This is a genomic window from Pseudomonas sp. SF2 (genome assembly GCF_036858055.1).
In the GTDB taxonomy this organism is placed as follows: Bacteria; Pseudomonadota; Gammaproteobacteria; order Pseudomonadales; family Pseudomonadaceae; genus Aquipseudomonas.
On record NZ_JAMBDI010000020.1, the window covers coordinates 75,322 to 95,963 of the forward strand.

The 20,642-nt window shown below is 64.2% G+C and carries 18 protein-coding genes; 5 read left to right on the forward strand and 13 right to left on the reverse strand.

Translation table 11 applies throughout. The features are described from left to right. Positions 1 to 6 precede the first annotated feature (6 nt). The 5 genes from M2S36_RS13170 to M2S36_RS13190 form a co-directional block, all read right to left on the reverse strand. A complete protein-coding gene (locus M2S36_RS13170; RefSeq protein ID WP_207833218.1) occupies positions 7 to 1,701 on the reverse strand; it encodes a response regulator in 1,695 nt (564 codons plus the stop codon). A gap of 63 nt (positions 1,702 to 1,764) precedes the next feature. Continuing rightward, positions 1,765 to 3,420, reverse strand: a complete 1,656-nt coding sequence (locus M2S36_RS13175; RefSeq protein ID WP_333957253.1) for a PAS domain-containing sensor histidine kinase — start codon at positions 3,418 to 3,420, stop codon at positions 1,765 to 1,767. Positions 3,421 to 3,477: 57 nt separating this feature from the next. Next, a complete protein-coding gene (mapR, locus tag M2S36_RS13180) occupies positions 3,478 to 4,887 on the reverse strand; it encodes a GntR family transcriptional regulator MpaR (protein WP_025338884.1) in 1,410 nt (469 codons plus the stop codon). Positions 4,888 to 4,937: 50 nt separating this feature from the next. After that, a complete protein-coding gene (gene ccoG / locus M2S36_RS13185; RefSeq protein ID WP_207833223.1) occupies positions 4,938 to 6,341 on the reverse strand; it encodes a cytochrome c oxidase accessory protein CcoG in 1,404 nt (467 codons plus the stop codon). A gap of 121 nt (positions 6,342 to 6,462) precedes the next feature. Next, entirely contained in the window at positions 6,463 to 6,702 is a 240-nt protein-coding gene (locus M2S36_RS13190) for a DUF3203 family protein (RefSeq protein ID WP_207833225.1), read from the reverse strand. A gap of 249 nt (positions 6,703 to 6,951) precedes the next feature. Here M2S36_RS13190 and M2S36_RS13195 point away from each other — a divergent pair, with 249 nt between their 5' ends. After that, on the forward strand, positions 6,952 to 7,470 hold the full coding sequence (locus tag M2S36_RS13195) for an MgtC/SapB family protein (protein ID WP_233687634.1): 519 nt from the start codon (positions 6,952 to 6,954) through the stop codon (positions 7,468 to 7,470). A gap of 532 nt (positions 7,471 to 8,002) precedes the next feature. Here M2S36_RS13195 and M2S36_RS13200 read toward each other — a convergent pair. From M2S36_RS13200 to M2S36_RS13210, 3 genes are all read right to left on the reverse strand, one after another. Beyond that, positions 8,003 to 8,902 carry a hydroxymethylglutaryl-CoA lyase gene (locus M2S36_RS13200; RefSeq protein ID WP_233694458.1) on the reverse strand — a complete coding sequence of 300 codons (900 nt, stop codon included), beginning with the start codon at positions 8,900 to 8,902 and terminating at the stop codon, positions 8,003 to 8,005. A 19-nt stretch (positions 8,903 to 8,921) separates the two neighbouring features. Next, the gene (locus M2S36_RS13205; protein ID WP_013972930.1) at positions 8,922 to 9,320 is read right to left on the reverse strand and encodes a MerR family transcriptional regulator; all 399 of its coding nucleotides are present in this window, start codon (positions 9,318 to 9,320) and stop codon (positions 8,922 to 8,924) included. 138 nt (positions 9,321 to 9,458) lie between these two features. Then, positions 9,459 to 10,337, reverse strand: coding sequence for a helix-turn-helix domain-containing protein (locus tag M2S36_RS13210; protein ID WP_233687636.1), 879 nt, complete (start codon positions 10,335 to 10,337; stop codon positions 9,459 to 9,461). A gap of 172 nt (positions 10,338 to 10,509) precedes the next feature. Between M2S36_RS13210 and pobA the strand changes: the two genes are divergently transcribed. The 3 genes from pobA (at position 10,510) to M2S36_RS13225 (ending at position 14,675) form a co-directional block, all read left to right on the forward strand. Further along, entirely contained in the window at positions 10,510 to 11,697 is a 1,188-nt protein-coding gene (pobA, locus tag M2S36_RS13215) for a 4-hydroxybenzoate 3-monooxygenase (protein ID WP_133972016.1), read from the forward strand. A 236-nt stretch (positions 11,698 to 11,933) separates the two neighbouring features. Continuing rightward, positions 11,934 to 13,724 (forward strand): gamma-glutamyltransferase, encoded by a 1,791-nt coding sequence (gene ggt, locus M2S36_RS13220; protein WP_207833235.1) that lies wholly within the window; start codon positions 11,934 to 11,936, stop codon positions 13,722 to 13,724. A 69-nt stretch (positions 13,725 to 13,793) separates the two neighbouring features. Beyond that, positions 13,794 to 14,675 carry a LysR substrate-binding domain-containing protein gene (locus M2S36_RS13225; RefSeq protein ID WP_063914323.1) on the forward strand — a complete coding sequence of 294 codons (882 nt, stop codon included), beginning with the start codon at positions 13,794 to 13,796 and terminating at the stop codon, positions 14,673 to 14,675. 48 nt (positions 14,676 to 14,723) lie between these two features. Here the strand turns inward: M2S36_RS13225 and M2S36_RS13230 are convergent, their stop codons facing one another. After that, positions 14,724 to 15,776 (reverse strand): ornithine cyclodeaminase, encoded by a 1,053-nt coding sequence (locus tag M2S36_RS13230; RefSeq protein WP_233694461.1) that lies wholly within the window; start codon positions 15,774 to 15,776, stop codon positions 14,724 to 14,726. A 187-nt stretch (positions 15,777 to 15,963) separates the two neighbouring features. On the opposite strand from M2S36_RS13230, the gene M2S36_RS13235 reads away from it, so the two are divergent. Beyond that, positions 15,964 to 16,386, forward strand: a complete 423-nt coding sequence (locus tag M2S36_RS13235) for an Lrp/AsnC family transcriptional regulator (RefSeq protein WP_207833240.1) — start codon at positions 15,964 to 15,966, stop codon at positions 16,384 to 16,386. 86 nt (positions 16,387 to 16,472) lie between these two features. Here M2S36_RS13235 and M2S36_RS13240 read toward each other — a convergent pair whose 3' ends face one another. From M2S36_RS13240 to M2S36_RS13255, 4 genes are all read right to left on the reverse strand, one after another. Next, entirely contained in the window at positions 16,473 to 17,072 is a 600-nt protein-coding gene (locus M2S36_RS13240) for an START domain-containing protein (protein ID WP_207833242.1), read from the reverse strand. Between the two features lie 160 nt (positions 17,073 to 17,232). Further along, complete coding sequence (locus M2S36_RS13245) at positions 17,233 to 18,069, reverse strand: bifunctional allantoicase/(S)-ureidoglycine aminohydrolase (protein WP_013972924.1); 837 nt, start codon at positions 18,067 to 18,069, stop codon at positions 17,233 to 17,235. 106 nt (positions 18,070 to 18,175) lie between these two features. Then, positions 18,176 to 19,567 (reverse strand): LLM class flavin-dependent oxidoreductase, encoded by a 1,392-nt coding sequence (locus M2S36_RS13250; RefSeq protein WP_207833244.1) that lies wholly within the window; start codon positions 19,565 to 19,567, stop codon positions 18,176 to 18,178. Positions 19,568 to 19,580: 13 nt separating this feature from the next. After that, positions 19,581 to 20,561 (reverse strand): aliphatic sulfonate ABC transporter substrate-binding protein, encoded by a 981-nt coding sequence (locus M2S36_RS13255; RefSeq protein WP_207833246.1) that lies wholly within the window; start codon positions 20,559 to 20,561, stop codon positions 19,581 to 19,583. Positions 20,562 to 20,642 lie beyond the last annotated feature (81 nt).

A 20,642-nucleotide genomic window follows, 5' to 3' on the forward strand; every position in this document is an offset into this window, starting at 1 on the left:
CGCCCGTCAATCTTCCAGCAGCGAGCGTACCCGTTCGGCCAGCACTTCCAGCTCGAACGGCTTGGTCAGCACCTGTGTGCCTTGCAACAACTGGCCGTCACTGAGCGCCGCGCTTTCGTCGTAGCCAGTAATGAACAGCACCTTGAGGTCGGGGTAGCGCTCGCGGCAACGTTCAGCCAACTGGCGGCCATTCAGGCCGCCGGGCAGGCCGATATCGCTCAGCAGCAGGTCTGGCCGCTCGCCATTTTGCAGGTGGGCAAGGGCGGCCGGGCCATTCTCGAACGCGTCGACCAGGTAACCCAGTTCCTCCAGCACCTCGCAGACGACCACGCGCAAGGCAATCTGGTCTTCGATCAGCAGGATACGCTGTGCGGCCGTGCTGCCACTTTCCAGCAGTGTGCGCCGCGGCCTGGGTGCCGGGGCTTCGGGGAGCTCGTGGTGGCGGGGGAGCAGTAGCTCGATGCGGGTGCCTTCGCCAAGCGTCGACAACACCCGTAGCTGCCCGCCCGACTGGCGCACGAAACCGTAGGTCATCGACAAGCCAAGGCCCGTGCCCTGGCCCATCGGCTTGGTGGTGAAGAACGGGTCGACTGCGCGCTCGGCCACCTCCGTCGACATGCCATTGCCGTTGTCGATGATGCTCAGCCTTATGTATTCACCAGCTGGCAGTCCCAGTGCATGGGCTTGCTCGTCGTCGAGTAGCAGGTTGTCACCGAGGATATCGATCGCACCGCCAGCAGGCATGGCATCGCGGGCATTGATGCACACGTTGAGCAGGGCACTTTCCAGTTGCGGCGGGTCGATGAAGGTCGGCCACAGCGGGTAGGGGAACTGGCTGGTCAGGGTGATGGAAGGACCAATGGTACGGCGCAGCAGCTCTTCCATGCCGCCCACCAGCGTCGCCACCTGCGTGGAGCAGGGCTGCAGGGTCTGCTGGCGGGAGAATGCCAGCAGCCGGTGTACCAGCGAAGAGGCCCGCTGCGCCGAGCCGCTGGACAGCTCCAGCAAGGGTTCCAGGCTGTCGAAACGGGATTGCTCCAGGCGTTGGCGCATCAGCTCCTGGGCACTCAGGATGGCGCCCAGCAGGTTGTTGAAGTCATGGGCGATGCCGCCACTGAGCTGGCCGACCGCTTCCATCTTCTGTGCCTGACGCAGGGCCTCCTCGGCCTTGGCCCGTTCTGCCAATGCCGCATTCACCCGTTGTTCCAACTCTTCGTTCAGGCGTTGCAGGGCAAGCTCGGCCCGCCGTCGTTCGGTAACGTCCTTGAACAGTACCGCCACCTGGCGCTTTTCGGCAGGCTCCACCCGGAAGGTGGTCACCGACAACACATGGCCGGTGGCGACCAGCTCCTGCTCGAAATGCAGGGGCTCGCCCGTGCGCAGAACCGCGCCATAACGGGCGACCCAGTCATCGGCCTCATCGGGCACCATCTCACGCAGTTTCTGCCCGACCACGTTGGGGATGCCGGCGTGCTTGGCATAGGCCGCATTGGCCAGCACATGCACATAGTCACTCAGCGGGCCGTGCGGGCCGTCGAAGAACTCGATGATGCAGAAGCCTTCATCCATGGTGTCGAAGAGCGAGCGGTAAAAGTCCTGGTCGTGTTCCTGATGGCTTGCCAGGCGGGCCTCCAGCAGCGCGTTCTGCCGCTGCAGGGCTTCGACTTGTTGGCGCAGTGAAAGCAGGTCACGGGAAGGCATGCCGAGGTCCGACAAAAGAGGAGACCCAGACTTTAACGTGTTCGCCAGCAGGCGAATAGCCAGTCAAGGCGAGTGCGGCGCAATGCCCAGCAGCCGCTCGACCCGTTCGCCGAGGGTGTTCAGGTCGAAGGGTTTGTGTAGCAGCTCCGTGCGCCTGTCGGGCCGGGCACAGGGCACCGTATCGATGGTGTCATAGCCGGTAATCAGTAATACCGGGGCATGCACCACGAGGTCCTGGTAGGCCCCTGCAAGCTGGTAGCCGTCGACCCGCCCAGGCAAGCCGACATCGGTAATCAGCAGGTCCGGTGGCGGCCCTTCCTGCAGCGCTTCAAGCGCCGGGCCGCCACCCTCGAAAGCCTGCACCTGGTGGCCCAGTTCCGTCAGCACTTCAACCAGTACCAGGCGCAGGGCCGGTTGATCCTCCACCAGCATGATCCGGCGCACGTGCGGCTGCACCGGCTCGGTGGGGGCTGCGGCTGGCTCGTCGTGGCAGGTTGCGGTAGCGCTCTTGTGCTGGGGCAGGTACAGGTGAACGCAAGTGCCTTGCCCGACAACGCTGTCGATCAGCAACTGCCCCCCGGACTGGCGAACAAAGCCATAGGCCATGGACAACCCCAGGCCGGTGCCCTGGCCCAGCGGCTTGGTGGTAAAGAAGGGTTCGAGGGCGCGCTCCCGCACCGCACTGGACATGCCCAGGCCGGTGTCCTCGACACGAATGTGCAGATAGTGGCCCGTCGGCAGGCCCAGGCGCTTGGCCTCGGCCGCTGAGAGATTGGCGTTTTCACAGCCGATGCGCAGGGTGCCGCCCAGCGGCATGGCGTCACGGGCATTGATGCACAGGTTGAGCAAGGCGTTTTCCAGCTGTTGCGGGTCGATGAGGATCGACCATTGCGCGGCCAGGGTCTGGTCCTGGAAGTCAATGTGCGGGCCGGTCGAACTGCGGATCAGGTCATGCATGTCGGCCACCAGGCGCTGCACATCGACCGCTTGGGGCACCAGCATCTGCTGGCGTGAAAAGGCCAGCAACCGCTGCACCAGGGCAGCGGCCCGCAGTGCGTTGCTGCGGCTGAGTTCGAGCATGCGGGCGGTTTCGGCAAAGCGTTGCTGACCCAGGCGTTGCTCTGCCAGCTCCAGCGCGCCAAGCAGGCTGCCCAGCAGGTTGTTGAAGTCGTGGGCGATGCCACCGGTCAGCTGGCCGACCGCCTCCATTTTCTGTGATTGGCGCAGGGCTTCTTCGGCCTGGCGCAGGCGTTCCTGTTCGGCCATGCGCTCGGTGATGTCATAGGCGAACATGTACCCGCCCTGGATCCGCTGCTGCGCATCGCGCAGCGGGTGGTAGCGGATCTCGTAATGGCGAGGGGCGTCAGGCGGGCCGAAGGTGATGGTATCGATGAAAGCTTCGCCGGCCAGCACGCGTGGCCACACCGGTGCCAGGCGGCCCATGATGTCAGGCTGGTTGACCAGGAACTGCGGCACGTAATCGCCGATCTTCGGTACGAAACCACGGTAACGCTCAAAGGTTTCCCTGGCCATGCGGTTGATCGCCACCAGGCGCATCTTGCGGTCTGCGGCGAACACGTTGGCCAGGCTGTTGTCGAGCAGTTCGCCCAGCAGCTGGTTATGGGCATGTGCAGTGTCTTCGCGCTCGGCCAGGCGAGCTTCCAGTTCTGCGACACGCGCTTGCAGCTGTGCCAATGACGGGAGCGAATCTGCTTGCATGGCGAGGGCCCGGTGAGAGGATCGGGCAACTATAGTCGCCCACCGGGTCATCAGCCATCAGAACGAGCGGATGATCCGCCCCAGGGTTTCCATGGCCCGTTCGGCATCCTCATGCCAGGGGCTGCCATAGTTCAGGCGAATGCAGTTGCCGAAGCGCCGGGTGGGCGAGAAGATCGGCCCGGGAGCGATGCTGATGCCTTGGGCCAGGGCCATGTGGAACAACTTGAGGGCGTCCATCTGTTCGGGCAGTTCCAGCCACAGGAAGTAGCCGCCGGACGGTTGGCTGACCCGTGTCTGCGCCGGAAAGTGCCGGGCAATGGCCGCCAGCATGTTGGCCTGCTGGCCTTCCAGGGCATAGCGCAGCTTGCGCAGGTGGCGGTCGTAGCCGCCGTGCTGCAGGTAGTCGGCGATCGCCGCCTGCGCCGGCATCGAGGCACACAGCGAGGTCATCAGCTTGAGCCGCTCGATCTTCTGCGCAAAGCGCCCGGCCGCCACCCAACCGATGCGGTAGCCTGGTGCCAGGCTCTTGGCGAACGAACCGCAGTGCATCACCAGGCCCTGGGTATCGAAGGCCTTGGCCGGCTTGGGGGCTTGCTGCGAATAGTACAGTTCAGCGTACACGTCGTCTTCGATCAATGGCACCTGATGACGCGCCAGCAGCTCCACCAATGCCTGCTTTTTTGCCTCCGGCATGCTGGCGCCCACCGGGTTCTGGAAGTTGGTCATGCACCACACGGCCTTGACCGGGTGCTTTTCCAGGGTCTGCGCCAGTACGCCCAGGTCCATGCCTTCGCGCGGGTGCACAGGGATTTCCACCGCCTTGAGCTTGAGCCGCTCCAGTACCTGCAGGCAGGCATAGAAGGCGGGGGCTTCGATGGCCACCAGGTCACCTGGCTGGGTGACGGCCTGCAGGCACAGGTTCAGGGCCTCCAGCGCGCCGTTGGTGATCAGCAGCTCCTCCATCGGCAGCATCAGCCCGCCGACCATGTAGCGCAGGGCAATCTGCCGGCGCAGCTGCGGGTTGCCGGGTGACAGGTCGGTCACCACCATGCGTGGGTCCATGCTGCGGCTGGCGCTGGCCAGCGAGCGCGACAGGCGCTGCAGCGGGAACAGTTCGGGGCTGGGGAAGGCCGAGCCGAACGGCACGGTGTTGGGGTCCTTGATCGAGTCGAGGATCGAGAACACCAGCGCGCTGACGTCGACGTCGGTGGACTCGCTGACCGGCTGCAATGCCTGCGGTTCGCTGAACTGGCGCGGGGCGTGGGCGTTGACGAAGTAGCCTGAGCGCGGCCGGGCGCGGATCAGCCCGCGCCTTTCCAGCAGGTAGTAGGCCTGGAACACGGTGGACGGGCTGACCCCGTGGGTCTGGCTGGCATAACGCACCGAGGGCACCCGCTGGCCGGGGCCCAGCACCCCGGAGCGGATCAGTTCGGCAATATCGTCGGCAAAGCGTTCGTAGCGTTTCATTCTGGCCTTCTGTCGAAGCCTGGCAGGCAAGGTGGGATCAGTGTAAGGGATCAACGGTTCATCGGTGCGACGAAGCGGCTGTTGGCCACGCTGCGGATGGCGGGGTCGTCGCGTTCGCTGACTTCGAAACTCAGCGTCTGCGAGCTGCTGGCCGGGCGTTCGGCCAGCATCGCCACCGACACCGGCAGTTCACTCATTTCACCGGCCGGGATCGTGAATGATGTCTTGCCCTGCAAGCTGAAACCGTCGGCGTCCAGCAGGCGCAGTTCGTAGTGCCGAGTGCGTTCGGTCTTGTTGATGACCTTGAGCAGGTAGATGTTTTCGATCTGGCCCTGGGCATTCTCGCGGAACAGGCCGCGGTCCTTGATCACGTCCAGCGACACCATCGGACGCAGTTGCAAGGCTATCACCAGCGCCGCGATCATTACCCCCAGCGCGGCGGCGTAGCCCAGCAGGCGCGGGCGCAGCCAATGGGTGGTGCCACCTTGCAGGCTGTGTTCGGACTTGTAGCCGATCAGGCCACGGGCGTAGCCCATCTTGTCCATTACCCCGTCACAGGCATCGATGCACGCCGCACAACCGATGCAGGCCATTTGCAGGCCATCGCGGATATCGATGCCGGTGGGGCACACCTGCACGCACAAGGTGCAGTCGATGCAGTCGCCCAGGCCCTGGGCGCGGGCGTCGCTGCCTTTCTTGCGCGGGCCACGGGCTTCGCCGCGACGCGGGTCATAGGCGACCGCCAGGGTGTCCTTGTCGAACATCACGCTCTGGAAGCGCGCATAGGGGCACATGTGCAGGCACACCGCTTCGCGCAGCAGGCCGGCATTGATGTAGGTGGCGGCGGTGAAGAACAGCACCCAGAACAGCGCCACGCCGCCCAGTTGCAAGGTGAACAGTTCTGCGGCCAGTGAGCGGATCGGGGTGAAGTAGCCGACGAAGGTCAGCCCGGTGAGCACGCCAATGGCCAGCCACAGGCTGTGCTTCAATGTGCGACGGGCCAGTTTGTTCAGGCTCCAGGGCGCGGCGGCCAGCTTGATGCGCTGGTTGCGGTCACCCTCGGTGACCTTTTCGCACCACATGAACAGCCAGGTCCAGGTGCTCTGCGGGCAGCTGTAGCCGCACCACACGCGACCGGCATACACGGTGATGGCGAACAGGCCGAAGGCGCAGATGATCAGCAGTGCCGACAGCAGGATGAAGTCCTGCGGCCAGAAGGTGGCGCCGAAGATGTGGAACTTGCTGTTGCCAAGGTCCCACAGCACGGCCTGACGGCCGTTCCAGTTCAGCCAGGCGGTGCCGAAGAACAGCACGAACAGGGCGCCGGCGAAGCCGATACGCAGGTTGCGGTACAGCCCGGTGAAACTACGGGTATGGATGCCATTGTCGGCGCGTCGTGGCTGGGGGCTGGCTGGGGCGGTGGCGATCTCTGTGAAAGGGATTCTATCGTTCATGGCTCGGTGCTCATCAGGCCTCGATCAGGCATGAGCACTATGGCCCTGAGGCTGTTATCAGCACAGGCTCAGATTTTGCGATAAAAACCATATCAGATTTTCGGGTAAGCCCCGCCAGGCCTCAGATTACCGAGCCTGGCGTGCTGGCCTTCAGATGCCTGCGGCTATCCACCGCACCCGCCACGGTCAGTGCATCGGCCTCGGCTTCGGTGATGGGCACACGCTGGCCCGCGAGCAGGGCCACTGACATGCGCAGCTGCTCGTCGGTGACGATTTCGATGGACGGGCCATCACCTTCGATGCGCAGGCCTTCGCCTAGCAGGGTGCAGCGGCGGGTGGTTTCGTCGATTTCAATGGGCATGGAGTGGTCCTCCTGGGGGTTACAGGGTGGACCACAGGGAGGGGCGGGTTGCTGCATCCGGAAGCTGAGCGGCACTTTGTCATTTGCTCGGAGGTCAACCCTTGCAGATGGCAGGCCCGGCCTTTTCGCGGGTAAACCCGCTCCCACAGGTACTGCATTGCATTGAAACTTGTGCAAACCCTGTGGGAGCGGGTTTACCCGCGAAGAGGCCGGCCCAGCCAACACAATGCTCAGCATGGGAATAACGCCATGGACCTCATCTGGCAAGCCATCCAGGCCGAATTCGCCGACATCACTGACGAGCGCGAGGTCACGCAAATCCTCGTACGCCTGCTGATGGCAGCCCTGCTCGGCGCCGTCCTGGGCTTCGAGCGCGAGCACAAAGGCAAGTCCGCCGGGGTGCGCACGCATATGCTGGTTTCGCTGGGCGCTGCGCTGTTCGTGCTGGCGCCGAGTATGGCCGGGGCCGATGAGCAGGCGCTGAGCCGGGTGATCCAAGGCATTGTCGCCGGTATCGGTTTTCTGGGTGCGGGCACCATTCTCAAGGGCAACGGCCAGGACACCAGCCATGTGAAGGGCCTGACCACAGCCGCCGGGCTGTGGATGACCGCCGCCATTGGTACGGCAGCCGGCATGGGCCGCGAAGCCACGGCGTTGATCAGCACGATACTGGCCCTGCTGGTGCTGGGCACGATGCCGTTGCTGGTGGACAAGCTTGAGGGGCAGGATGAGGGAAAGCAGAAGGAGGAAGAGGGCAGGAAGCACTGAGGGGAGCCGAAGCTCCCCTCAAAGCGTTGTTGCCTGCTCTTTTTTTATTATTGGGACCGGCCTTTTGTTGTTTTTGTCAGCCTGTCCTGGTGTTGCGGGCGACCCCCATGCGGGGTCAAGAGCAAACGTATTTTTTTGAGCGCTGACCTGCCTTCATCATTGCTGATCCGAACCTGGCTGCCGCTACCTGGAGGTAGTTTTATTGTTCTGTGCCAGACCGCGGGGCGTACCCCTGAAAAGCGTGTCGACTCCAAAAAAATCTGCTTGCTACGCCTCTGCCGTGTTGTTCTTGTTATGTCAGAGCCGTTACCTGTTGTTTTTATTGGGTGTCACATTTTTTTTGTTGTTGTACCAGAGCTATAGCAGGGTGCGTGCCAACTTTTGAAAATCCTTTAAAAACAATCACTTGGAGATTTTCATCAAAATCGCCTGGCCTGAAATTCTGCCGATTTGTTTCCCTGTTACCCGATTTTTTGCTGTGAAACGTGGGGGCGGTAACACTCCACCCACACGTATGTGACACCCGTATGACTTAATGCGCGCTGCGCGCCCGTGCTACCCGCGACCCGTTGTCGCGGCCCAGCACGCTGCTGATGCGGCGGCCGGCGGCGATCAGCCGGTCCAGGTCAATGCCGGTTTCAATGCCCAGCCCCTGCAGCAGGTACACCACGTCTTCACTGGCGATATTGCCGGTGGCCCCTTTGGCGTATGGGCAGCCGCCCAGCCCGGCCACCGAGCTGTCGAATACGCTGATACCTTCGAGCAGGCTGGCATACACGTTGGTCAAGGCCTGGCCATAGGTATCGTGGAAGTGCCCGGCCAGTTGCTCGCGCGGCACCTGTGCCGACACCACCTCGAACAGGCGCCGGGCATCACCGGCAGTACCGGTGCCGATGGTGTCGCCCAGCGATACCTCGTAGCAGCCCATGTCATGCAGGGCGCGGGCCACCGGGGCGACCTGCTCGGCACTGACCTTGCCTTCATAGGGGCAGCCGAGCACGCACGACACATAGCCGCGCACACGCACACCGTGATTGCGCGCGGCCTCCATGATCGGCTCGAAGCGTTTGAGGCTGTCGCTGATCGAGCAGTTGATGTTGCGTTGCGAGAAGGCTTCGGAGGCGGCGGCGAATACCGCCACTTCCTTCACCCCAGCGGCCAGGGCGTCCTCGAAACCGCGCAGGTTGGGCGCCAGCGCCGCATAGGTAACACCCGGGCGCTGGTGAATGCCGGCGAACACTTCGGCGGAGCCGGCCATCTGTGGCACCCACTTGGGCGAGACGAAACTGCCCACTTCGATATAGGCCAGGCCCGCCTCGGTGAGGTCGTCCACCAGGCGCACCTTGTCGGCGACGCTGATGGGCTGGGCTTCGTTCTGCAGGCCGTCGCGGGGGCCTACTTCGACCAGGCGGACGTGTTTGGGCAAGGACATGGCGGGTTTCCTGTGGCGTTCAGCGGTTGTCTTTGTTGTTCAGGGTGGCGGCCAGGGCTTGTTCGCAGCGCTCCTGGGCGGTGTCCAGCTCCAGCTGCATCTGGTGGATGTCGAGCATCTGCTGTTCCAGCTGGGCGCGGCGTTCGGCGATTTTCGCCAGCATGCTGTTGAGCTGCTTGAGGTTGCCGCTGGAGGGGTCGTACAACTCGATCAGCTCGCGGCATTCGGCCAGCGAAAAACCGATGCGCTTGCCGCGCAGGATGAGCTTCAGGCTGACCTTGTCACGCGCCGAATAGATGCGCTCCAGGCCTCGGCGCTCGGGGCTCAGCAGGCCCTGTTCCTCATAGAAGCGGATGGCGCGGGTGGTGATGTCCAGCTCGCGGGACAGGTCGGAGATGCTGTAGGTCTGGGTGCTCATGCTGGGGCTCGGCGTGGGGTATGCGGGTATCCTGAGGGTAGCTTGACGTATACGTCAAGCAGGGGTGCAGTTCAGGGACGGCGTGCACTACCTGTGGGAGCGGGTTTACCCGCGAAGAGGCCGGCACAGGCGAAAAAATTACTCAGACAACCCCGACCTGCGATACCCATTCGGCGTCTGCCCGCTCAACCGCTTGAACCACCGGGCAAAGTACGTCGGGTCGGTAAACCCCAGGCTATCCGACAACTGCCCGATACTCATCCGCGTATAGATCAGGTTGCGCCGCGCCTCCAGCAGCAACCGCTGGTGCACCACCTGCAGCGCGGTCTGCCCACTCAGCGCCCGGCACAGCTGGTTCAGCTGCAAACTCGGAATATTCAGCCGCGCGGCAAACTCCTCCACCGACAGGTGCTCACGGTAATGCGCCTCGACCAGGCGCAGGTACTGCCCCAGTAACTGGCGGTCACGCTCATCGCGGTTGCGCGGCGCCTGTCCCAGCTGCTGGCGGCGGCTGATCCAAACCATCAGCGCCGTCACCAGTGCCTCGAGCAAGGCAGCACGCGCCGGGGCGTTACCCTGGTACTCCTGCTGCAGAGTATCGATCAGGTTGCGCAGGCGTACCCGGTCCTGGCCCAGCGGGTAACACGCGGCTTTCGCCAGCACCGCCAGCGGTGCGCCCAGGCGCTGCTCCAGGTTCGCCACCAGGGCCGTGCCAAAGGTCAGCACATGCCCCTGGATATCGGCGCTGAAGCGAAAGCCGTGCACGGTCATCGGTGGCACTACCTGGATCGCCGCTTCGCTGATGGTGCTGCGCACCCCCTCGATCTCCACCTCGGCACGGCCGCGCTGCACGTACAGCAGCTGGAACAGTTCGGCATGCTGGTGCGGCTTGATCTCCCAGTGGTGCAGGCGGCTACGCGCCGGGATCGACTCGCAGTGCAGCAGGTCGGTGCCGGGCCAGGCCTGGTTTTCGCCATACAGCTTGAACAAAGGGACGCCGGGGAGGTTGGATTTCATGCGGGTTTACCTGTCCGGTAATCGAACGATTTTTGTAAAAGTGCAAGTTTTGCATGGAATAGCACACTTCAATGGCTGTTTTTGCCAGTAAAAATGCAAGGGCAAACCCTAACAGCAGATGTCGCCCCGCTGCCAGTCCAGGGGCGGCATCGTCCGCACAGAGACAACAACAATGAAAACTCAGGTCGCAATTATTGGTGCAGGTCCGTCTGGCCTGCTGCTGGGCCAACTGCTGCACAAGGCCGGTATCGATACGGTCATCGTCGAGCGGCAGACACCCGAGTACGTGCTCGGGCGCATCCGTGCCGGGGTGCTGGAGCAAGGCACCGTCGACCTGCTGCGTGAGGCCGGTGTGGCCGAGCGCATGGACCGTGAAGGCCTGGTACACGAAGGTGTCGAGCTGCTGGTCGGCGGGCGCCGCCAACGCCTGGACCTCAAGGCCCTGACCGGCGGCAAGACGGTGATGGTGTACGGCCAGACCGAAGTCACCCGTGACCTGATGCAGGCACGTGAAGCCAGCGGCGCGCCGATCATCTATTCGGCCAGCAATGTCCAGCCGCACGAGCTCAAGGGTGAACGGCCTTACCTGACTTATGAAAAAGACGGCCAGGTGCATCGGGTGGACTGCGACTACATCGCCGGCTGTGACGGCTTCCACGGTGTTTCGCGGCAGAGCATTCCGGAAGGTATCCTCAAGCAGTATGAGCGGGTCTACCCGTTTGGCTGGCTGGGCATGCTGTCAGATACGCCACCGGTCAACCACGAACTGATCTACGCACACCACGAGCGCGGCTTCGTGCTGTGCAGCCAGCGTTCGCACACCCGTAGCCGCTACTACTTGCAGGTACCGCTGGAAGAGCAGGTGGAGGCGTGGTCCGACGAGCGCTTCTGGCAGGAGCTGAAGGCACGCTTGCCGGAAGACGTGGCTGCGCGTCTGGTCACCGGCCCGGCTTTGGAAAAGAGCATCGCGCCGCTGCGCAGCCTGGTGGTCGAGCCGATGCAGTATGGCCACCTGTTCCTGGTCGGTGACGCCGCGCATATCGTCCCGCCGACCGGCGCCAAGGGCCTGAACCTGGCGGCATCGGACGTCAATTACCTGTACCGTATCCTGGTCAAGGTGTACCGCGAAGGGCGCACCGACCTGCTGCAGCAGTATTCGCCGCTGGCCCTGCGTCGGGTTTGGAAAGGCGAGCGCTTCAGCTGGTTCATGACCCAACTGCTGCATGACTTCGGCAGCCACAAGGACGCCTGGGACCAGAAGATGCAGGAGGCCGACCGCGAGTACTTCCTGACCTCGCCGGCGGGGCTGGTGAACATTGCCGAGAACTATGTAGGGCTGCCGTTCGAAGAAGTGGCCTGACCCGCACGTGAAAGCCTGGCCAACGCGCAATACCTGCAGGAGCGGCCTTGTGTCGCGAAAGGGGGGCGAAGCGCCCCAGGGTCTTCGTATTCCTGCCAAATTGCTGGGGCCGCTTTGCGGCCCTTTCGCGACGCGGTGCAGCGCAGGCATCCTGGAAAAACACGCCAGGGCTTGAAGTCAAGTTTGCGCATGACCGACAGTGCCTGGCTGAATAGGTAATGGCAGGAAGCACAACGATGACATTCTCCACACCCCTGATCGGCGCCTTGTGCCTGGTAGCTGCCAGTGGCTGGGCCTGCGCCGACCAGGTGCTGCCCGCGCCACCGGAACTGGCCTCCGGCTACCGCAGTGGCCTGCAGTCGGTGCATGCCAGCCGGCACATGGCCGCCGCCGCCAACCCGCTGGCCAGCGAAGCGGGGCGAGCGATGCTGCGTGCCGGTGGCAGCGCAATCGACGCGGCCATTGCCATGCAGATGGTGCTGACCCTGGTCGAACCGCAATCCAGCGGCATTGGCGGCGGAGCGTTCATCCTCTACTGGGATGGCCAGCGCGTGCAGGCGTTCGACGGCCGCGAGGCAGCCCCGGCGGCGGTGACGGAAAACCTGTTCCTGCAAGCCGATGGTTCACCGATGCCGTTCAGGGCGGCGCAGATTGGCGGGCGTTCGGTGGGCGTACCGGGGGTTCTTCGTGCCCTGAAGCTGGCCCATGAGCAGCACGGCAAGCTGCCCTGGCGCGACTTGTTCGCCCCGGCCATTGCGCTGGCACGTGACGGTTTCCCTGTTTCCGAACGCCTTCACACCCTGGTGGCGGGCGACCCGTTCATTGCCCGCTCACCGGCCATGGCCCGCTACTTTCTGGATGAACAGGGCAAGCCGCTGGCGGTGGGGGCTACCTTGCGCAACCCCGAACTCGCGCAAACCTTCGAGCAGATTGCCGCGCAGGGTCCCGAGGTGTTCTACAGCGGCGAGATCGCCGCAGCCATCGTCGCCAAGGTGCGCAGCCATGCCAATGCCGGCTATCTGTCGTTGCAGGATATGCAGCAGTACCAGGCCAAGGCGCGCGAGCCGCTGTGCGGCCCTTACAAGGCCTGGCGTATATGTGGCATGCCGCCGCCGTCGTCGGGCGGGGTGGCGGTGCTGCAGACCCTGGGCATCCTGGAAGCACTGCAGCAGGCTTCGCCACAACGCGACCTTGCCGTCATGCGACCGCTGCGCACTTCGTCCGTGGCCGGGCTGGAGGCCCCGCCGCTGGCCGTGCACCTGGTTGCCGAGGCCGAGCGCCTGGCCTATGCCGACCGCGCCCAGTACCTGGCCGACAGCGATTACGTGCCGGTTCCGCTCAAGGCCCTGACCGACTCTGCGTACCTGGCCAGCCGTGCCGCGCAGATTGGCGAGTACAGCATGAAGCGCGCCCGCCCGGGCCAGCCGCAGGGCGCCGACCTGGCCCTGGCGCCTGACCGCTCGCCACTGCGTATTTCCACCTCGCACCTCAGCGCGGTGGATGACCGTGGCCAGGCCCTGGCCATGACCACCTCGGTGGAAGCAGCGTTCGGTTCGCACCTGATGGTCAAGGGCTTTTTGCTCAACAACCACCTGACCGACTTCTCGTTCATCCCCCAGGAGCAGGGCAAGCCCGTGGCCAACCGGGTGCAACCGGGCAAGCGGCCGCTGTCGGCAATGGCACCGACCCTGGTGTTCTCGCGAGCTTCTGGCGAGCTGGTGGCCAGCCTTGGCTCGCCCGGCGGTTCGCAGATCATCGGCTACGTGAACAAGGCACTGATCGGCCTGCTGGACTGGCAGCTTGATCCGCAGCAGGCCGCTGGCCTGCCCAACTTCGGCAGCCGCAATGCCGGCACCGAAGTAGAGGCGGGGTTGGCCAGCCCGGCGCTGATCCGGCAGTTGGCGGCCTGGGGGCATGAGGTGACGCCGATGACCATGACCAGTGGCATGCAGATCATCCAGCGCAGTGGCGAGGGCTGGTCGGGCGGTGCCGACCCCCGGCGCGAAGGCGTGGCACTCGGCGACTAGCCGGCGCATTGCGGTGCAGCAGGTGGCGTGATAGAAGTCAGTCTTGTCATTCAGAAGTCGAATACCAAGATGTCCATCAGCGTGAAATCGAATAGGGCCCTGTTCGACCTCGACCTGTTGCGCGCCATTGTCGTGGTGGCTGACTGCGGCAGCTTCACCACGGCTGCAGCCCGTCTGCACTCCACTCAATCGACCATCAGCCAGAAGGTGCGCCGCCTTGAGGATATGGTTGGCCACCGCCTGCTGGTGCGTGGCAATCGCGATGTGCTGCCGACCGATGCCGGGCAGACCCTGCTCGGCTATGCCCGGCACATGCTGGCCCTCAACGATCAGATGCTCGAAGCCTTGGCCGGGGCGATGGTTGGCGTGACCGTGCGCCTTGGCGTGCCCGAGGACTTCGTGGGCGGGCGTACCACCAATGCGCTGTCGGCGTTCAGTCGGCTGCACCCGCAGGTGAAGCTGGAAGTGACCAGCGGCCTGTGCCGCGACCTCAGCCAGGCCTACGACAACGGTGAGCTCGACCTGGTGTTGCTCAAGCAGCGGCGCAACAGCCGCGAAGGTGTGGCCTGCTGGCCCGAGCGCCTGCAGTGGATCGACAGTGCGCGCACGCCCGCCTTCGAGCTGGACCCGATCCCGCTGGTGACGTTCCCGCCTCGTGGCCTGTACCGCGACGACATGATAACGGCCATCGAAGGCATCGGCCGGCGCTGGCGTATCAGCTTCACCAGCTCCAGCCTCAGCGGTATCCAGGCTGCAGTCGCCGATGGCATGGGCGTCAGCCTGCTGCCGCCACGGGCGGCCACTGGCGAGCACCGGGTACTGGGGGCCGAACAGGGGCTGCCGGAGGTAGACAGCTATGAAATCGTCATTGTTCACCGGCCGACGGCGGATGTGATGGTCAAGGCGCTGGCCGAGGTGATGACGCAATTGCTTGCAGGCGGCGGGATCTGACGGGGTTGGGGCCGCTTGGCGGCCCATCGCAGATCGGCGTTTGCAGGGTCAGGCAACGCGTCGGATGCGGCTCTTGGCAGCGCGGCCGCGGGTATGGCTGAACAGGTCTTTCGGGTCATCTTCCACCCATGGCACCAGGTCGATCTTGCTACCCATGCCACGTTTTTCGGCTTGCTGTAGTACGTACCGTAGTACGGTGTAGTCTTCCAGGGCGAAGCCCACCGAGTCGAACACGGTGACCTGGTTGTCGCTCTGGCGGCCCTCGGCTTCACCGCGCAGCACGCGCCACAGGTCGACCACCGGGAAGTCCGCCGGCAACTGCTGGATGTCACCTTCGATGCGGGTTTGCGGCTCGTACTCGACGAACACCCGGGCGTTGCGCAGCACATCGGCATGCAGCTCGGTCTTGCCCGGGCAGTCGCCACCCACGGCATTCAGGTGCATGCCGGGTTCGAGCATGTCGGGGGTGATGATGGTGGCGTAGGCCTTGTCGGCGGTCACCGTGGTGATGATGTCCACGCCTTTCACCGCTTCTGCCACCGAGCCGGCGCGGCGGATGGTGAGGCTGCTGTACTCCTTGAGGTTGGCGATCAGCTTGGCGGTGGCGAGCGGGTCGGTGTCGTAGGCGACGATTTCTTCGATGCCCAGGTGCTTGTGGAAGGCCAGTGCCTGGAATTCGCTTTGCGCGCCGTTGCCGATCAGCGCCATCCTGCGTGAGTTTGGCCGGGCCAGCGCCTGGGCTGCCATCAGCGAGGTGGCTGCGGTGCGCAGCGCGGTGGCGATGGTCAGTTCGGACAGCAACACCGGGTAGCCGGTGTCGACATCGGCCAGTACGCCGAAGGCCATCACCGTATGCAGGTCGCGGGCGGTGTTGGCCGGGTGGCCGTTGACGTATTTGAAGGCGTAGCGGCTGTTGTCGGCGACCGGCATCAGTTCGATCACGCCGACTTCCGAATGGCTGGCAACACGTGCGGATTTATCAAACTCCTGCCAGCGTTTGTAATCTTCACGAATGGCTGCGGCCAGTTCGCCAATGAACGGCGCTACGCCAATGTCATGTACCAGGTCCGACATGGTTGGAACATCAATGAAATACGTCATGCTCTTGCACCTTGTTATTGCGCCGTCACCCCGCTGACCTGGAGGACGAACGCCTGAGATTGTTGGAGTGACGTGAGCATTCTGATGACAGGCTGCGTCAAGATGAAGAGAGCAGGTTGCCAGTTTCATCAGCTTTCTAGACAATTTGTCACCCAAGCATGGCAATCTGATTATCTGGCAGGCATCCATGGATACTATCGATCGGGAATTGATTGCGCTGTTGCGCGACAACGCGCGCATCCCCGTGCTGACCCTGGCGAAGAAGCTCAAGGTGGCCAGGGCAACCGTGCAAAACCGCATCACCCGGCTCGAAGAGCAGGGCGTGATCATCGGCTACACGGTACGCCTGCGCGCCGATGCGCTGGAGCAGGGCGTGCGGGCAATCACCAGCATCGGCATCAGCGGCCACCACGCCGCAGAGGTCAAGCACGCGCTGCGCGGGCATCCCAACGTGGTGGCCATCCATAGCACCAATGGCCGCTGGGACCTGATGGCAGAGCTGCGTGCAGACACCCTGGAGGCCTTCGACCGGGCGTTGAACGCCATCCGCTCGATACCGCACATCGAAAACACCGAGACCAGTATCCTGCTCTCGACCTACAAGATGTGACCGCTGGGGCAAGCCTTCTGGCAGGTGCATTGCGCAAACTTTCACTTGCGCTGGAACGCGGGCCGGCGCAGGCATTTCAATACCCTCTAGGGCTGGCGCTCGGCCACCGCCCGCAAGGTACGCAACGTCACCACTGGCGCATCCACCACAAACCGGTTGGCCAGCCACCCCGGCACATCTCCGGCAGGGTCGGCCTGCAGTTGGTAGGTCACTTCGGTCTTGCGCTCCCCCAGTGGTTTCATCCGCCACTCGCCGCTGAGCTGCTGTACCCGGATCAGTCCCTTTACCTTGGGGATCCTGCCGGGCTCGGCGCTCAGGTGGCGCAGCAGCGTGCCGTCGTCCAGGCGTTCGGTCGTGACCTTCAGCACGATGTCCCGCGGCATCGTCGGCCACGGCAGGTTGGTGGTCAGGTACACCCAGGTGTTTTCGCCTTGCACATCCAGCAAGCGCATCTCGGCGCAGGCGTACAACCACTTGCAGGCCACCCGCAGGTTTTCCTGCAGGTCGGTGAGCGTACGAATGCTGGCTTTCATGGTGCTGACACCACGGAATTGCTGGTAGGGCGAGTCGGCCACGCCACTCAGGTACACGCGGATGCCTTCGCGGTCGTAGGCCAGGTTCCAGTCATCGGCGGCTGGGGCGGGGGGACAGAGCAGCAGGGCGGCGAGCAGCAGGCAGCGGTTCATGGCTGGTACCGCGCGGGTGGCAGGATTTTCAGTATGCGGCTACTGGGGCTGCTTTGCAGCCCTTTCGCGACACAAGGCCGCTCCCACAGGGTTCGGCATACACCGTACTTTTGTGGGCGCGGCCTTGTGTCGCGAAAGGGGCGCAAAGCGCCCCAATGCATCAACGCTTAGGGTTCAGCGTCAGGTGCACGTGACGGTTCACGTCCTTGTACAGCAGGTAGCTGAACTTGCCTGGGCCGCCGGCGTAGCAGGCTTGCGGGCAGAAGGCGCGCAGCCACATGAAGTCGCCGGCTTCCACTTCGACCCAGTCCTGGTTCAGGCGGTACACCGCCTTGCCTTCCAGTACGTACAGGCCGTGTTCCATCACGTGGGTCTCGGCGAACGGGATCACCCCGCCCGGCTGGAAGGTGACGATGTTCACGTGCATGTCGTGGCGCATGTCGGCCATGTCGACGAAGCGGGTGGTGACCCAGCGGCCTTCGGTGCCCGGCATCTCGATGACGGTGGCGTTGTCACGGTGGGTAACGAACGACTCGGGAACGTCCAGGCCTTCGACCTTCTGGTAGTGCTTGCGCAGCCAGTGGAAGGTGACGTTGGACTTGCTGTTGTTGCGCAGGCTCCACTCGGCGCCCGGGGCCAGGAAGGCGTAGCCGCCCGGTACCAGGGTGTGGTGCTTGCCTTCGACGGTGATGTCCAGTTCGCCTTCGACGATGAACACCACGGCTTCGGCGTTCGGGTCCAGCTCAGGGCGCTCGCTGCCGCCTTCCGGAGCCACTTCGACGATGTACTGGGAGAAGGTTTCGGCAAAGCCGGTCAGCGGGCGGGCGATGACCCACATGCGCATCTTGTCCCAGAACGGCAGGTGGCTGGTGACGATGTCACGCATCACGCCCTTGGGGATGACGGCATAGGCTTCGGTGAACATGGCACGGTCAGTCAGCAGCTCGGTCTGAGCCGGGTGCCCACCGTGGGGGGCGAAGTACGAATGGTTCGACATGGACGATCTCGACTTGTTGTTCTCTCCCCATGCCGTGAACCGCACCGGCCGGTGCGGCGCAGGGGATGTGGCGACAGAATAGGGTCGAGCGCGCGCCATCTACAAATTAAATGTTGGAATACCCGGTATTTGCTGGCTGAATGCGAACCTGGCGGCCAACGTGCCCTTCCTGCAAGCGGTCGCCCTGGCCGAACAGCTTGTGGCGCAAGGTGCCGTCGGCATAGCTCAGCGGGTAGCGGCCACGGCGTTGCAGTTCGGGCACCAGCAGCTCGACCACCTGGGCCAGGTCGTCCGGTTGCACCGCGTAGGTCAGGTTGAAGCCATCGATGCCGGTCTGGTCCAGCCAGCTTTCCAGCTGGTCGGCCACCTCGCTGGCAGCACCCACCAGCACCGGGCCACGGCCGCCCAGGCCGACGAACTCGGCGGCTTCGCGCACGGTCCAGCGGCGGTTCGGGTCGGCAGCGGTGAAGGCTGCCAGGGCTGCGCGACCGGCATCGTTCTCGACGTATTCGATGGGCGCATCGGGGTCGAGGTTGGCAAAGTCGATGCCGGTCCAGCCTGACAGTAGCGCCAGGGCAGCGTCCAGGTCGACATAGCGGCGGTATTCGGCGAAGCGCGCCTCGGCCGCCTCCCGGGTGGGGGCGACAATCAACAGTGCCTGGGCGTAGATCAGCACCTCGTCCCGGCCACGCCCGGCCGCCTCGCTGGCCGCGCGGATGCCGTCGGCGTAGCGGCGCAGTACCGTGGGCGTCGGCCCGCTGATGAACACGCATTCGGCATGTCGCGCCGCGAACTGCTGGCCGCGTGCCGAAGCACCTGCCTGGAACAGCACCGGCGTGCGTTGTGGCGAAGGTTGGCACAGGTGCATGCCTGGCACCTGGAAGTGCTCGCCCACATGGTTGATGGGGTGCACCCGGGCGGGTTCGATGTATCGCCCGCTGTCACGCTCCAGCAACACAGCGTCGTCGTCCCAGCTTTTCTCCCACAGTTTGTAAAGGACCTGCAGGTATTCCTCGGCCAGGTCATAGCGCTGGTCGTGGCCCAGCTGGTGCGCCAGGCCCAGGTTGCGCGCGGCGCTGTCAAGGTAGCCGGTGACGATGTTCCAGCCGACCCGGCCATTGCTCAGGTGGTCGAGCGTGGACATGCGCCGGGCGAACGGATAGGGGTGTTCGTAGGTGAGCGAGAAAGTGACGCCGAAGCCCAGGTGCTCGGTAACCCCGGCCATGGCTGGTACCAGCAGCAGCGGGTCGTTGACCGGTACCTGCACGCCACCGCGCAGGGCGGCTTCGGGGCCGCCCTGGTAGACGTCGTAGATGCCCAGCACATCGGCGATGAACAGGGCGTCGAACAGGCCGCGTTCGAGCAGGCGGGCCAGGTCGGTCCAGTAACCCAGGCGGTTGAAGGCCACGCTGGTGTTGCGCGGGTGGCGCCACAGGCCGGGGGACTGGTGGCTGGCGGCGTTCATGCTGAAGGCGTTGAAGCGGATCGGGCGGGGCATGGGGGCGCTCCGCTCAAGGCAAGACGGAAGCCGGGTAGACCGCGTCGGCCACCTGCAGCTTGCGTGGAATCAGGCCCAGGTCCTGGAAGGTATCGGCCAGTTTCTGTTGCTCGGCAACGATCTGCGGGGTAATGGCCACGGCGTTGTAGTTGCGTCGTTCGCTGGCCACTTGCAGTACGTTGGCATTGATCCCCAATTGCGGGGCCAGCAGCGCGGCGACTTCCGCAGGCTTGGCATTGGCCCACTGGCTGACCTTGCCCAGTTCGGCAAAGAAGATCTTCAGCAACGCGCGGTGCTGGTCGGCGAAGCTGGCGGTGGACAGGTAGAAGGTGCGGTTGTTGGACAAGCCGCTACCGTCGCGCAGGTTCTTCAGGCCCGGCTGGCTTTCTGCGGCGGCGAGGAACGGGTCCCACAGGGTCACGGCCTGGACGCTGCCCGATTGCAGTGCCGCCACGGCATCGGCGGCGTTGTTGACGTAGGCCGGGGTGATGTCCCGGTAGCTGAGGCCGGCCTGTTCCAGGGCAACGGCCAGCAGGTACTGGGCGTTCCAGCCGCGGCCGGTGGCCACGCGCTTACCCTTGAGGTCTTGCACGCTGCTCAGGTGATCCTGCTCGCGCACCACCAGGCCGATGCCGCGTGGGTAGGGTTGCTCGGCGGCCAGGTACACCACCGGCTTGCCCGCGGCCTGGGCGAACACCGAGGGTGCATCGGCAGCATGGCCGAGGTCGATGGCGCCGGTGCTCAGGGCTTCGAGTAGTTGCGGGCCGGCGGCGAACTCGTGCCAGCTGACTTTCACGCCTTGCGGCGCCAGTGCCTTCTCCAGGGCGCCGCTGCCCTTGAGGATGTTGATACTGTTGAATTTCTGGTAGCCGATGCGCAGGGTCTTGGCTTCGTCGGCCAGGGCTTGGGACCAGGGCAGCAGGGTGCTGGCGACACTGGCCAGCAAGCCGCCGATCAACAGACGGCGCAGGGGGGAGAAGGCACGGGCGGACATGGGTATTGCTCCTTGAATCGGCTGGAAAACGATGTGCCCAGACTAAGGAGGTGGCGTTTGGCTTTCAATTTTTAATATGCA